Source organism: Hymenobacter wooponensis, from assembly GCF_004745865.1.
Classification (GTDB): Bacteria; Bacteroidota; Bacteroidia; order Cytophagales; family Hymenobacteraceae; genus Hymenobacter; species Hymenobacter wooponensis.
The window spans coordinates 765409-779282 of sequence record NZ_SRKZ01000004.1; the positions used below are offsets into that span (position 1 = coordinate 765409).

9 protein-coding genes are annotated in these 13874 nt (G+C 60.7%); 4 read left to right on the top strand and 5 right to left on the bottom strand.

What is annotated here, in order from left to right:
• The first annotated feature begins 60 nt into the window (after nt 1-60).
• Entirely contained in the window at nt 61-1197 is a 1137-nt protein-coding gene (locus EU557_RS16885) for a DUF3419 family protein (RefSeq protein WP_135531630.1), read from the top strand.
• Nucleotides 1198-1236: 39 nt separating this feature from the next.
• Complete coding sequence (locus EU557_RS16890) at nt 1237-2436, top strand: phosphotransferase (RefSeq protein ID WP_135531631.1); 1200 nt, start codon at nt 1237-1239, stop codon at nt 2434-2436.
• A gap of 87 nt (nt 2437-2523) precedes the next feature.
• Here the strand turns inward: EU557_RS16890 and EU557_RS16895 are convergent, their stop codons facing one another.
• From EU557_RS16895 to EU557_RS16905, 3 genes are all read right to left on the bottom strand, one after another.
• Nucleotides 2524-3582, bottom strand: coding sequence for a hypothetical protein (locus EU557_RS16895; protein ID WP_135531632.1), 1059 nt, complete (start codon nt 3580-3582; stop codon nt 2524-2526).
• A gap of 249 nt (nt 3583-3831) precedes the next feature.
• On the bottom strand, nt 3832-6486 hold the full coding sequence (locus EU557_RS16900) for a PEP/pyruvate-binding domain-containing protein (RefSeq protein ID WP_167855245.1): 2655 nt from the start codon (nt 6484-6486) through the stop codon (nt 3832-3834).
• Nucleotides 6487-6615: 129 nt separating this feature from the next.
• Complete coding sequence (locus EU557_RS16905; RefSeq protein ID WP_135531634.1) at nt 6616-7521, bottom strand: UbiA prenyltransferase family protein; 906 nt, start codon at nt 7519-7521, stop codon at nt 6616-6618.
• A gap of 323 nt (nt 7522-7844) precedes the next feature.
• Here EU557_RS16905 and EU557_RS16910 point away from each other — a divergent pair, with 323 nt between their 5' ends.
• Complete coding sequence (locus tag EU557_RS16910; protein WP_135531635.1) at nt 7845-10067, top strand: efflux RND transporter permease subunit; 2223 nt, start codon at nt 7845-7847, stop codon at nt 10065-10067.
• Here EU557_RS16910 and EU557_RS16915 read toward each other — a convergent pair.
• Together EU557_RS16915 and EU557_RS16920 are read right to left on the bottom strand one after the other, a co-directional pair.
• Nucleotides 10027-11610, bottom strand: coding sequence for a glycosyltransferase family 39 protein (locus tag EU557_RS16915; RefSeq protein WP_135531636.1), 1584 nt, complete (start codon nt 11608-11610; stop codon nt 10027-10029). The genes EU557_RS16910 and EU557_RS16915 overlap by 41 nt on opposite strands.
• A 416-nt stretch (nt 11611-12026) precedes the next feature.
• Complete coding sequence (locus EU557_RS16920) at nt 12027-12272, bottom strand: hypothetical protein (RefSeq protein WP_135531637.1); 246 nt, start codon at nt 12270-12272, stop codon at nt 12027-12029.
• 106 nt (nt 12273-12378) lie between these two features.
• Between EU557_RS16920 and EU557_RS16925 the strand changes: the two genes are divergently transcribed.
• Complete coding sequence (locus EU557_RS16925) at nt 12379-13794, top strand: YfcC family protein (protein WP_135531638.1); 1416 nt, start codon at nt 12379-12381, stop codon at nt 13792-13794.
• Nucleotides 13795-13874: the final 80 nt, after the last annotated feature.

Below are 13874 nucleotides of genomic sequence, written 5' to 3' on the forward strand. Positions count from 1 at the left end.
TGCGCGCAACGCCGAGAGTGCTTTTCGGCTCCTCTTATTACCCTCCCATTCCTTACTGCCATGAATTCTGAGTTCTATAACGTTGCCCTCGACCGTGTCCGGTACTCCCTGGTGTGGGAAGATAGCCGCACCTTGTATCAGGCTCTTGAGCTGAATCCAGCTGATGAAGTGCTGGTTATTACCTCGGCGGGCTGCAACGCGCTCAATACATTGCTGGCGGGGGCCAAGCGCGTCACGGCCCTTGATCTGAACCCGGTGCAGAACCACCTGCTCTCCTTTAAGTGCTACCTGATTAAGTATCATTCGGCGGAGGTATTTCAGGCACTGCTGGGCCTAAAGGGCCTTGAGGAAGTAGCTGCTACTTGGGCGCAGGTGGCTCCTACAATGCCCTGCGCGTTGCGGCAGTACTGGGCGCCATTTTTTACAAGTCACCCAGGTGGCCTACTGACGGCGGGCCGCCTGGAAACCTATTTGACAGACTTTCTGCCCGGTTTGCCCTTGGCTATGCAAGCGGCTCTGCATGGCTTATTCACCTTTGCCACTACGGCTAGCCAGGTGGAGTTCTTTGAGCGCGAATTGCACGGCACCGCCTTCCAGGAGCAGTTTATCCGGTATTTCGACGAGGCCAACCTGAGTAAAGGGCGCGACCCGCAGTTGTTCCGCTACGCGCCCGAATCGGGAGGGGAGGCGTTTTATGCCCGCTTACGGCAGCAGCTCCGCACCCAACTAGCCCGCGACAACTTCTTTCTGCGATTCTTCTTTTTTGGCCCCGCTCACATGCCTGAGCGGTTGCTGCCGCCGTGCTACCAAACCAAGAACTTTGGGGCGCTGCGTGAGCGGCTGCCAGTGCTGCAAATCCGCCAGGGCGAGGCCAGTGATTTTCTGCTTTCACCAGCGGGCCGCCATATCACCAAAGCCAGCTTATCAAACATATTCGAGTACGTCAGTGCAGCGGAATTTCAGCGCGTTACGAAGGCTCTGCTCCAGGACCCGGAGCGGCACTTGCGGCTGGTTTTCTGGAACCTGCTCCAGCCCCAGGGAGAAGCACCAGGTACACTCCCCCTCGACAAGGACCTGTCTCAGGCGCTGACCGACACGGACAGCTGCTTTTACTTCCGCAGCGTCCGGGTCTTTGATTCGGAGCTGGTACCAGTGCCCGTTGAAGCCACTGCGCCCCTGGCCTACCACCAGCGCTAGCCGCCACGTTTGGTTGTCACTTCTCTCCCTATATCAGCCATGGATACTGCCTACTATTTCTCGCCTGCGTTTTTGGAAAGCTTGCTCCGGGCCCGCCCCGGCGCCCCCGCTGATTTACGAGTGGAACAGGTCCAGCCTTTTTCAGTAGATAACTCAGCTAGTATTCTGGCGGTGCTCACTGCCGGGCACGCCGGCCGGCCGGTAGGCCACTTCGGGGTGGAGGTAACGTGGCGGGCGGGTGGCCTAGCCGAAACCCGACGCCTTGTGCTGAAGCTGAAGCCGCCCGGTACGGAGGTGGCCGCCATGCTGGCAAGCCTGGCCCAGGCTACCGGTGAGCCCTTGGCTTCGGTGTACCCATACTACGAGGCTCGCACGGGCTTTGCCCATACCCACGGCCGGGAGCTGGCCGTGTATGAGCAGCACGCCTGCCACCCCCTGCTGCCGAGCATATGGGGCCTGCACGCCGATGCAGAAAACGGTGTGTACGTGGTGCTGATGGAATACCTGGAAGACGTAGAGCTGCTAAACTCCGTGATGCAGCCCCAGGCCTGGACCGATGCTCACTTGCGTGTGGCCCTCGCCCAGCTAGCCGTCTGGCACGCCGGTCACCTTCACGCGCCGCCCCAGCTGCCCGCCCTCCCGGGTGGCGAGTGCGCGGGGCCTATCTACCTGCTAGAGCAAGTACCGCTGTGGGAAGGGCTGCTGGATAGCGCGGCCGCGCATTTCCCTGACCTGTACTCCCCAGCTCGCGTAGGCCACCTCCGCCGGGCCCTAGCTGATCTTCCCCAGCATGCCGCTACCCTGGCCGCTGAACCACACACCCTCATTCACAACGACCTAAACCCGCGCAATACCTGCTTCCGCCGCACCCCAGCCGGGCAACTGCAGTTCTGCGCCTACGACTGGGAGCTGGCTACCTACCACGTGCCGCACTACGATGTTGCTGAACTGCTCTGCTTCGTGCTCGATGCCGACCGCTACCACCTGCGCGCCACCTACTTGGAGTACTACCGCCAGCAGCTCCACCAGCTCACCGGCTCTTATGCTGATGCCGATGCGTTTGGGCACACCTTCGGAGTAGCGGCTCTGAACTTCGGCTTGCACCGGCTGGGCATGTACCTGATGGCCCATGCGGTCAGCCCTTACCCCTTCCTGCCCCGGGTAGTGAATAGCTTATTTGACACATTGGAGGAGTTTCTACCCCAGCCAGAAACAGTAAAGAAGGTAGCAGCCGTCTAATCCCGACCAGATAGCCACGGCAGCCCTAACCAACAGCCCGTCATCCTGACAAAGAAAGGATGACGGGCTGTTTTGGCTATTCTGAATTCATAATTCCTTTCTGTACAGCGCGTAATGCGCGATTTCAGTGGGGAGGCCGTCGGTGAAGTGGAGGGAGAAGTTATCGGTGCGCATGAGGCAGAAAATCACCTGCTGATACCACTCTCGAAAGTGCACCATGCCGTAGGCGCCAAGGGCATTCATGAGGCCGCGGTTGCGGAAACTGGGGTGCACGCCCACCGTTTTGGCCAGCAGCGTGGGGGCCGTGAGACGCGGGTAGTCGCGCTGGAAGTCAGGCGGCTGGGTGGCGGCTTGGCCTAGCGGCGCATAGTTAGGCTGGCACAAGCTTAGCGCCGCTAATTGCCCTGAGTTCTGGTCGCGCAGCAATACGGAGGTGTGCGGGCACAATCCCGCCGCATACGTGCGATTGTATAACCCTCGAAATTGGGCCTCCGATACTGGCCGGTATGCTGGGTTAGCACCAAATACCGCTTGCACCAGCTCAAACAACTCCGCCTCGTGCTGCGGCCACGTATCGGCGTTGAGCGGTAAAAACTCGAATGGCAACGCGGCTAGTGCGTCCAGCAGCGGCTGCTTATCGGTGTATACGGCCGGCACCGTTTCGGGCCGAATGAGGCGGCTCTCGAAAGTCAGATGCGCCCGAAATCCTAGCTCCTCAAGCAGCGGCGGGTAGTACGTGGGGTTGGTGGGCTCCCGGTCGAAACGGCCCCAGGAAGGCGCAGCGCCCACCCGCAGCCGGTAACGCTGAAACGTGTTGAAGTCCAGAGGGCCGGTTAGGGCTGGGCAGCCCCGGCGGCGAGCTTCCGCTTCGAGGGCGGCAAAGGCCTGTGCGTTGGCGGTGGCATCGGGGCTACTTTCCCAGAAACCAAATCGGGCCTCGCCTCCTTCCTTGGGGAACTGGCCTACAAGCCGAACCTGCGCGAAATCAGTAAAGAAAATGATGTTGTAGCGCTCAGCCTCCTCCGCAAACAGGGTCGTCAGCATCTGCTCATCCGGCCTCGGAGCTTGGGCAGGCAGGGCAACCTCAAAAAAGCCTGCTGGCAGTGTGCCAGCGTATGGAATAACCGCAAGCGTATCGGTGAGCATGAGATGTTTGATGGTAGCGTTTAAACTAAAGGTCGTTGGGCTCCTTTGACCATTATGCTAAGCATGTAGTCCACTGGCGCACTGACGATTGGATTATGGAGATCCGACACTTGGCTCCGCCGACCTTCAGGTTGCGGCTCGGAGCATGCTGGTGTTGGTTACTAGGGTATTCTAGACCAGTCGTTGGCTACGCCGACCTGTGGTTCAACGAGAAGACGCGAAGTGCCGCGTCTCTACCTCGTTCTCGCGTCAGCATGGAGCTATGCTGCTTTCTACTTTCGTTTCATCAGTCCCAGCTACGCTGTCCTTGGTTAGGGTAAGCACCTGTAGCTCCCCACTACCGCCATTGAAACGCAGGTGCTGGCCGGAGTGCAGGTGGCGGGTGAGGCCGGGCACGTTGATGATGGTGGGAATGCCCAGCTCGCGCAGCAGAATGACGGAGTGCGACAGGGCCGAGCCTTTTTCGATGGCCACGGCCCGGCAGTTCGGAAACAGTACTGCCCAACCGGGGTCGGTGCGTAAGGCACACACAATTTTGCCCGCCACATCCAGGTTGTCTTCGGGAGTACGAATCACCAGGATTTCGCCTTCTACCACGCCCGGCACGCAGCCCGTCCCGCGCCACTGGCCTAGGCTGTCGTCGTGGTCATGCGCTGACTCTTGGTCGAAGACGGGGGGCGCGGGTACGGTTACGTGGGCGGGTACTTCTACCTGTGTGTAGGCGGCAAATTCAGCCCGCCGGCTTTCTACTTTCTCTCGTAAGCTCAGAGTCGGCTGCCCTTGTAGAGCGGTTGTTATCTCGGCTTCGGTTAGGTAAAAAATATCTCGGCCAGTTCCCAAGTACCCCGCTTGCGCGAGCCATTCACCGGCCGCCAGGTAGAGCGCCCGGTACATCCCGAACAGCCGCGTCCGCTCCAGGCGCAAGGCTTCGCGGGCATGAATGGCGTCGCGCAGCTGCGTCAGCGCCTTGCGCGTTTGACGGCGCTGCCACCAGGAGTGGCCTAGGAGCGCCTGACTAAGCTCTGCTTCGGCGTTGGCACTGAGCGACGTGGGGCTTGGCCGCCCACTACGCGGTTCGGGGGCGCCGACGAGGTAGTTGCGCAGGTATTGGTAGAAGATACGAGGCTGCAGGCGCATGGTGTGCGTCTCGAGCTTTAGCTCGCCCACAGTCCGGTCGCCGTACTGCTGAATGAACTCCGAAACTGCGGCGTGAAAGTTGGGCGCGAGTTGGGCCACTTGCGTGTGCACATCAGCTGGCAACTCAAGCAGCAACGCTTGCAGGCCGGAAATGGCCGCGACCTGTTGCGCCAACTGCTGCATACGGTGCGGAATCTGAGCACTGGGCAGGTCTTCGTCGCCGGAAAGGTAGCGGTGCAGAAACTCTTCCGGGTGGCCTAGGCCACTACGGCGCAGCTGGCGCAGGGCCCGGCCATTGGCCATCATTACCCGAAAGTCATTCACAATGGGGGTAGTCCACTGCTCCAGCAAACCAGTATCGAGGCGGGCTTTTTCAGCTAGCAATTCCGCGCCGGTTAATGACGCCAGCGGCAGTTGGTAGAACCGCGCATAGTGCGTTTGGAAGTCGGCCTGAAACCCGGCAATGCGGTTGGGGAGCTGCTGAAAAGCCCGCAGTAACCGCCCCAAGTTAAGCAGCAGGCGCGGCAGCATCCGGAGGCGTTCTGGCCAGCTCCGGGCGCGGCTCTGCACCAGGTCTACGGGCTCCTCTAGGCCCATCATGCGCTCCATGTCGGCCTTGTTCTGGCTGAATGACGGGAGCAGCAGCAGGCCTTGATACCAGTGGTTGATGTTATAATAAATACGCCCTTGCACCAGGCCTAGCAGTTGGGTTACCACCGTTTCGTGGGCGGCTACCAGGGCAGGCGGCAGGCCTAGCACGCGCATGGTTTGACGGTACACGGTGGCGTAGGCACGCTGGGCGAAACTGAATGTGAGAGGCGTAGTAACGCCGCAGTAACTCTCCTGAATGTTGGAGTTGTCGTACACCACCACCTCCGGCATAGCCTGCGTGATGGGGCGCATCTGCACCACCCACACCTTGCCTTCCGCCACCACAAATTCTACGTCCTGGGGCCGCCCGGTCAGGCTTTCCAGCCGCTCTCCAATGGCGTGTAGCTCTGCCAGTTGTGCCTTCGTTAGGCATTCACTATCCTGGCCTGCGACGGGCACGGGGGCCAGCTGCAAGCCGCTTTCGGCGGCGCTGACCACGTATTGCTCCGGTTGCGGCGGAAGCCGCTGTCCGCATACCACGCCGGTTGTTTTGCGCAGGTAGGTCTCCTGTGGGTTGAAGTGCCCCCCAACCAGCCCTTCCCCAAACCCGCGCACGGCATGAATGGCTTGATACAGCGGGTACTCGGGGTACGAGGTGAACAGCACGCCGCTTACTTCCGCCGCCAACTGCACCTGCACCACCACAGCCGGTCGAGCCGCCAACGGCAACCCCTTTTGCTGCCGGTAGGCCACCGCCCGCGCCGAGTAAGCACTGGCGGCGCACTGGCCTATGGCCGCTAGCACGGCGGGTAGGGCGCTCAGGTTCAGGAAGGTATCCATGAGGCCGGCAAACGCGGCGGTAGTGCCATCCTCATCGGCCACGGAGGAGCGTACTACTACCGGACGCGCCGGGAAGCCCCACCCCGCCAGCACCTGGCCTAGCGCGATTTCCTCGGCCACTGGCAGCCGGAACTCTCGCAGCCGGTCGGCTCGCTCCGCTAGTCCCGCCGGGGTAACGGGCAGATCCTGCAAGGCCGCGTCGAAGGCCTCAGCCGGCACCACCAAAAAGCGCGGTACTGCCAACCCAAGCTCTCGTAGCCGATACAAGCCTGCGGCTTTGCCACCAGGCGTAAAAGCGCGGCGAGTGGCAGGAGATGTATCATCGAGCAGTACCATGGAGGAATATGATAGGAGCCGTACGTTTCGCCTCACAAAGGCACTCCGGCTCATTACTAGAAATGTGTTTCGCTTACTGATATGGAGAAGGCCAATTCTGACGCTACGTCCTTGGCCGTTTAACCTGCTTTAGTCTAAGCGGTGACCGAGGCCATGAATTTCGGCCAGAATGGAAACGTAGCTGACCAGCATAAAAAGTGACGTCAGCAGCTCGGCGCGCTTCAGTCGGGCAACCTCAGGCTGGCGCCAGGCCCGGAAGTAGTGCGCGGCCGTGATGAGGTAAAGCAGCCCTAATAGTATCAGCGGCACCGGCCCGGCGTGCAGCAACCTGAGTAGCATCCCCTGCACCAGCACCCCACCGAGCAGCACCACCAGCACGGCTGCAATGGCGCCACCATAGCCCAGTTCCCGGGAATAAGAATCGAGGCCTGGTATTTCAGCAGGGCGAATTTTGCGGGCTATTTCGAAGGCTAGGCCACCCAGCAAACTTAACGCTGCCAGTAGCCCAAATACCACCGGCAAAGCCCCAGGCCCGGCCAGCGCCCACCACAACCACAAAATCACGAGGGGCATTACGAGCAGGTGGGTACCGGCATAGAGCAGCAGCCGGGGCCGCAGCCAGTGGCCTACGCCAAACTCGTAGCGCATCAGCAGGCTGTAACCCGCCGCCAGCCCCCACCCGGCCAGCGCCTGCGGCCCCATCCAAGCCGACCAGAGCAGCTCGCCCACGCTACCCAGCAAGGCTACTATGCCCAGCTGCCGCAACGTAACCCGTCCCGTCTGCAGCACCCGCTCCGGATGATGCTCCAAGTCAGCGGCATAGTCTTTCAGCTCATCAAACACCCGCAGCCGATAGAAAAACGAGATGGTAGCCGCAATACCCGCTACCTCGCGCAGCCCGAACGTGGCCGCTCCACCTGCCGCCACCACCACGGCCCGCACCGTCAGGAACACAATGGCGAACAGCGCCATGTTCACGGGCGGAAACCGCTCCTGCAAGTACGCGGCAAATGCACGGGAAGCGGGAAAAGGCATGGCGTGTGACATCATTGCGGGGGTGATTTCCTACCTCTAGAAGCTGAGGATTTATGTCTGCAACAATAGGCAATGTCGGGCGGCTCTGATGCTAGTATCTGAAAAAGCATTTACACCTCATAAGTCTAAATTATTCGACCGACTACTGATCGCAAAGCACTATTTGACAGCATATTACTGCACTAATTTCTCTAATCACCCCAGCTCTTCCTGCACTACAAGAAGTCATGTATGCTGTACTTATTTCGCGTTGAAGGCCGTGAAAGCAAGTTTCTTCGGGGCAGCATTGACGCCTACTGATTCGTCGAGTTACCGACCCGCTCATGATTTCTGCTTTGTACAAATGGCGCTACCTGTTTCTGGCTTTTCTGCTCATGCTGTGCACGGCGCTTTGGCCGGGCGTGCGGTCGGGGGTGCAGGTAGATAACAGCCTTTCCGCCTGGTTTCTGGAGGGCGACCCAGCCTTGGTGGCCTACCATGCCTTTCAGGGGCGCTTCGGCAATGATGAGGTAGTCATTATTGGGGTACACGACTCCGCTTCCCTCCTCACCCCGCGTAGCTTTCAGCGGTTGCGGCAGCTAAGCCTAGCCTTAGAAAGCCACCCCGATGTAGCCGCTGTGCTAAGCGCCGGCACCACTACCGTGCCCGCCCCCGATGGCCTACGCGCCGCCCGCCCTCTCCTCGACTCTGCCGCTACGCCAGCCGCCGTGCGTCGCTACCTCGACCGGCGGCCTACGCTGCGCCAGCAACTGTTTAGCCCCGATTACCGCACGGCCCGCCTGCTGGTAGTGTTGCGGGCCAGCCCTAATTTCGACGACCGCCGCGGTGAGATTCTAGGCCAGCTCCGGGCCATAACGGCTGCGCACGTGCCCCGTGGCAGCTTCTGGTTGGGTGGCGTGGGCGTAGTGTATGCGGGCCTCAATGCGCTTTCCCAGCAAGACTTCGGGTTGTTTCTGGGCCTTGGCTATGCCCTGATGTTCCTGATTTTCTGGCTGCTCTACCGCAACCTGTGGCTGTTGCTTTACACGCTCGGCATCGTGAGTCTGGCTACGTATGTGACGCTGGGCGTGTACGGCCTGCTGGGGTATCGCCTGAACCTAATGACGGTGCTGCTACCCGTAATCATTATTCTGCTGGGGCTGATGGATGCCCTACACGTGGTAAACGAGCGCAACCACCTGGCACGCCCTGGCAGCACCGGCCCCGCCGATACGCTGCAGGCCCTGCGCAACCTGGTCCGCCCCTGCTTAGCCACTATGCTTACCACCGTGGCCGGCTTTCTGGCCCTGCTCAGCAGCCCGATGGCCATACTGCGCGTATTTGGCATTTTCGCGGCGCTCGGCATTGGGCTGTGCCTGGTATTTACCTTCGGGCTGGGTGTGCTTATTCTGCCGCACGCCGCGCCTAGCCCGCGTACCACCCGCACGACCAGTAACCGCTTGGTGGCCTTTTATGCGCTGGTACTCCGGCATCGGCAGTTGGCTACGGCGGTTTCCGGGGTGCTGATAAGCCTTGGCCTCTGGGGCGCCACCCACCTGCGCGCCGATACCTACACGCTAGGCTACCTGCCCGCCAATCATATCGTCGTGCGCGACCATCAGGCCCTGGAAGCGGCCTGGGGGCCGTACCTGCCGCTGGAGCTGCTGGTGGAGCCTCGCCCTGGCTACTCCCTGGCCAGCCCGGCCGTGCTGCAGGCCGCCGCCGCCTTCGCCGATTCGGCCCGAACGCTGCGGAGCGCGGGGCAGGTATTCGGCTTCCACTCCCTTTATCAGGCTGGCCTAGAAACCCGCTTTGGCCCGCGTGGCGGCCGGTTGCTAGGCCAGTCGGGGGCAGTGCATGACATAGGAGTCCGCCTTCAGCAGGATTACCCCGAGCTACTGGCGCAGTTTGCGCATCAGCCCACGGGCACGGGCCGCATTACCGTATCAGGCCGGATGCTGTCGGCAAGGCAGCTTACCGCCACCACCGATACGCTACTTCGCATGGCTGGGCACACTCTGGGACCGGTAGCCCGCGTGCGCCCGGCCGGCTACCAGCCGCTCTACGCCCGCATCACCGACTACGTTACTACCTCCCAGACCAATAGCCTGCTGCTTTCCTTTTTGCTGGTGCTGGGGTTGGTGTGGGTGTTTGTGGGCAACTTCCGGCTGGCACTGCTGGCGCTCATTCCAAACGTGTTTCCGGTGGTGGTACTGCTGGGCGTGATGGGCTGGGCGGGCATTGCGCTTGATACGGCCACGGCCAGTATTGCAGCCATCGTGCTCAGCTTCTGCACCGATGATACCGTGCATTTTATTCATGCCTACCGCGAGCAGCGCCGCCTGGGCCTCGGGCCGGCCGCAGCGCGCCACGCTACCGTTGCCCACGTAGGGCCCACCATCGTCCTGACCAGTGCCGTGCTGTTTGGCGGCTACGCTGTGATGATGCTGGCCTCGCTGCAAACCGTGTTTCTGTTCGGACTGCTGACTTCGCTTTCTATTGCCGCCGCGCTCTACGGCGAGGTCATCATCTTCCCGCTGCTGCTGGAGCGGTTCGACCGAGACTAATGCCGTTGCTTTCCCACTTGGCTACTTCCTCTTGGTGCTCCCGGTAGGCCCGGGCTAGCAGGGCGCTATTAGGGTGGGTACCGAGGTAGATGGTGGTACCTCGCTCGATGGCATAGGGGTTGTTGACTTCGCCCACTTTCCGGAACTCCTGAAAATATGGCACCAACTCAGCAGGGTTGCCCTCGCCCACCAGCAATAGATGCGTATAAGACTGGGCCGGACGAGGCGGCAGCCAGTACAAGTAGCTGCCGTTGAAGCTTGCCGCCGCAGGCATGGGCCGGTTGCGGTTATAGTAGTTAATGGCGCCGGCCTGGCCGTAGTTGTCGCATTTGATGAGGGTGCGGGCGCGGGTTGAGTCGGGCAGCGCCTGGTAGGCCTGCCAGGTTTTCTCGGCCAGCTCCTGCCAGCCCAGCATGTCGGCAAAGTCCTGGGGCAGGGCATGGTCCTGGCCGTCTTCCCAGCGCAGTACGCCGGTGCCGCGGTAGGCCTCTGCTAGCTGCTCCAGCCGCGCCGGGGCGTAGAGCGTGGTCAGGAAAGGATAGAGCGGAATCACTATAAGAAACGGCAGCACCAGCAGCGCGGGCCGCAGCCACCGGCCGGCGCTAGGCCAGTGCGCCAGCCGCTGCTCCCACCACACGGCACCCGCGGCAAACAAAATGGGATAGTAGCCGAGCGCATAATAGCTCTTGCCGTGCAGCACGGTCAGAATCAGCAGCCCGAGGCAATAAATGAGGCCTACGGCGCGGTAAGCCCGAAATGTTGGGGAGAACAGCAGCGCCAACAGTCCCGGCACCCACACCCACAGGGCGGGCACGCACATCAGCAGCTGATCTTTCCAGAACTCACCCAGGTTCACATTCACCAGCTGCGTATCGTGCAGCTCCTGCATGTGGTGCAGAAACGGAATGCCGTGGCGCAGCTGCCACACCACATTTGGGAGCCACAGCAACAACGCCAGCGCGGCCCCCACCCAGAATGCGCGGGTAGCCAATGCCCGGCGGGCCGGGGTCAGGAGCAGACTGCCTAGCAGGGCCGCCAGAAAGAAAAGGGTGGAGTATTTGTTCAGTAGCGCCAGGCCTAGCACCACGCCCACCCCGTACAGAAACTGCGAGGCCGGTCGCTGCTGATACCGAATCAGCCAATAGCAAACCAGCGTGAAGGCGAATACCTCAAAGGAGTTGGGTTGGAACAGAAAGTTGAGCCGGGCAAAACCACCCAGCAGGTAGCACAACCCAGCCAGTACCACAGCCCAGGGGCCGCCGCCCAACCGCTGCACGGCCCGAGCCACCACATACACCGTGAGGCTACCCCAGAGTAAAGGCCAGAACTTCACCCAAAAATACCCACCGCCCATGGCCAGCGTCAGCCAGCTTTGCAGGGCCGTGAGGGGTGGCACTTCAATGTAGCCCCAGGCCAAGTGCTGACCATAGTTGAGGTAGAGGTACTCGTCGCGGTGCAACTCATAGGCGGAGCTGGCCAGAAAAAAGCCGGACAGGAATTTCAGTAGGCCCAGCCCCAGCGGCAGCAAACGCGACGGTTTCATGAAACGAGTAATGTAGGAGAGAAAGCAACCCGGCTGGTGCGCGGAACACTTGCAGTTCGGCTTGCACTCAGCTAGCTGGCCTAGGTGGCTTAGGCCTACTGAGCGACTCGCTTCATCGTGCGGCCAAAACCACCAATGCCGAGGTCAAGGTAAATAATGTTATCCTTGAATATAGCATCGGGCAGGCCCCTCCCCTGCTAAACGCAGATACTACGCTTAAGCATCCACGGATTCGGGTGGTGCGCTGGTATGCACCGGCTGCGACACCGGCAAAGCTTTTAGGCCCGAGCCAAGGTATGTTCAGGGCTTGCCACAGTTGCCCGGCTACCTCGTGTTCGGCGAGCAGCTATTTGCAGTGTAACTCAAGCCATCCGGCGCTGGCCTCTACTGATAGGCCTAGGCCACTATAAAGGCCCCTAGAGTTCTTCAGGCAGCCGAATATTATCGAGGTAGTCGCGCAGCCCGGCTGGGTGCTGAAACAGGTGAATGAACAGCACGCGCTCCTCGTCCCACACGCGCCATTCTTCGGCGTAAAAGTCGCCGAGTGCAAACAGGCGCAGGCGGAAGCTGTCTTGCCGCCGCTCGGCCAGCAGGTGGCCATGGTGGCGCAGGTGTTCGGCCTGCCGGTATAAGTGAAGGGCTTTAAATGCGTCGAGTTTCATGAGGTTTCAGAACCCAAAGATACCGCTGCCAGGTTCCGAAGCGGGTATAAGTCCCATGCAGTAATGAAATCGAGAGAGGTAGCCTTTGCTTCACCTTCCTCTCAGGGTGGCATCCGTACTCGGCAAGTTCTTCTTTCACACGTTCATCACTTCCCGTTTCTACCTTCGTGGGATGAAGATGATTCGGTTTCCGCACCCGCTGGTGCTTTTGGTGGGGTTTATTGTGCTGGCCTGCCTGCTGAGCTACGTGCTGCCCGCGGGGGTGTTTGAGCGCCATACCGATGCCGCCACCGGCCGCGAGGTAGTAGTGGCGGGCTCCTACCACCGCGTAAAAGAGACTCCCGTGAGTCCACTGCAAGCCATGGTGGATATTCCCAAAGGCCTACAAGACGCTGCTTCCGTGATTTTCCTGGTATTTCTGGCGGGTGGCGCCTTCACGGTAGTCGACCAAACCGGGGCCTTGCGTAGCGGCGTAGACTGGCTCCTGACGAAGTTTCGGGGGCGCGAGGCCATCGTAATTCCCATTATCTCGGTGCTGTTTGCCACCATGGGCGCCCTGGAAAATATGCAGGAAGAGATTGTGCCACTGGTACCGGTGCTGCTGATTCTGATGCGCCGCATTGGCTACCCTACCCTCACGGCGGCCGCCGTAAGCTTAGGCTCGGCGGCGGTGGGGGCCGCGTTTAGCCCCTTGAATCCGTTTCAGGTGGGCATTGCTCAAAAGTTGGCCCAGTTACCCTTGCTCTCAGGCGGCGGCTTTCGGCTGGTATTCCTGGCCCTGGCTCTGCTCATCTGGATTGGGGGCACCGTGCGCTACGCCGTGCGCCACCGCGTGCAGCCCGACACCGCCGACGAGGCCGACCCGGCCGCTGCGGTGCACCAGGGCCGTAACCATGGGTTGGTACTGCTGTTGCTGTTCATTACGTTCGCCTTTTTCGCTTTCGGAGTACTGCAGTTGGGCTGGGAGTTTGAGCAAATGGCTGCCCTGTTTTTCGGGTTGGGCATTCTGGCGGGCCTGCTGGGTGGCCTAGGCCTCACGGGTACTGCCGAGGGCTTCATCGACGGCTTCCGCGACATTGCCTTCTCGGCTCTCCTTATTGGCTTTGCCCGCGCCATCTTCGTGGTGCTAGAGCAGGGCCAGATTGTAGATACTATTGTAAATGGGCTTTCGGCCCCGCTGGCGGGCTTGCCGGCTTGGCTTTCGGCGCTGGGCATGATGGGCGTGCACACCGCCCTGCACTTACCAGTACCCAGTGTAAGCGGACAGGCTGTACTTACCATGCCCCTGCTCGTGCCCCTCTCCGACCTGATTGGCCTCTCGCGCCAGGTTACGGTACTGGCCTACCAATACGGAGCAGGCCTATGCGAGCTGCTGACTCCTACCAATGGTGCCCTAATGGCAATTGTGGCGGCTTGCGGAGTACGGTTTGATGAGTGGTGGAAATTTGCCCTGCCACTGTACCTGTTGCTGTTAGCGCTAGGGGCTCTGGCCGTAGTGGTAGGTATTGCACTCGGAATCTGATTTCCTCCCAAAGAAAAATGGCAGCGGAACTATGGTTAGTACAAGGCCATCCCGGCAGAATACAGTACCTTGTACAGTCG

Bases quoted from the DNA above. Each gene is read 5' to 3' on its own strand.
- EU557_RS16905 (WP_135531634.1), bottom strand. From the start codon at position 7,521: ATGCCTTTTCCCGCTTCCCGTGCATTTGCCGCGTACTTGCAGGAGCGG.
- EU557_RS16920 (WP_135531637.1), bottom strand. From the start codon at position 12,272: ATGAAACTCGACGCATTTAAAGCCCTTCACTTATACCGGCAGGCCGAA.
- EU557_RS16890 (WP_135531631.1), top strand. From the start codon at position 1,237: ATGGATACTGCCTACTATTTCTCGCCTGCGTTTTTGGAAAGCTTGCTC.
- EU557_RS16900 (WP_167855245.1), bottom strand. From the start codon at position 6,486: ATGGTACTGCTCGATGATACATCTCCTGCCACTCGCCGCGCTTTTACG.
- EU557_RS16885 (WP_135531630.1), top strand. From the start codon at position 61: ATGAATTCTGAGTTCTATAACGTTGCCCTCGACCGTGTCCGGTACTCC.
- EU557_RS16915 (WP_135531636.1), bottom strand. From the start codon at position 11,610: ATGAAACCGTCGCGTTTGCTGCCGCTGGGGCTGGGCCTACTGAAATTC.
- EU557_RS16895 (WP_135531632.1), bottom strand. From the start codon at position 3,582: ATGCTCACCGATACGCTTGCGGTTATTCCATACGCTGGCACACTGCCA.
- EU557_RS16910 (WP_135531635.1), top strand. From the start codon at position 7,845: ATGATTTCTGCTTTGTACAAATGGCGCTACCTGTTTCTGGCTTTTCTG.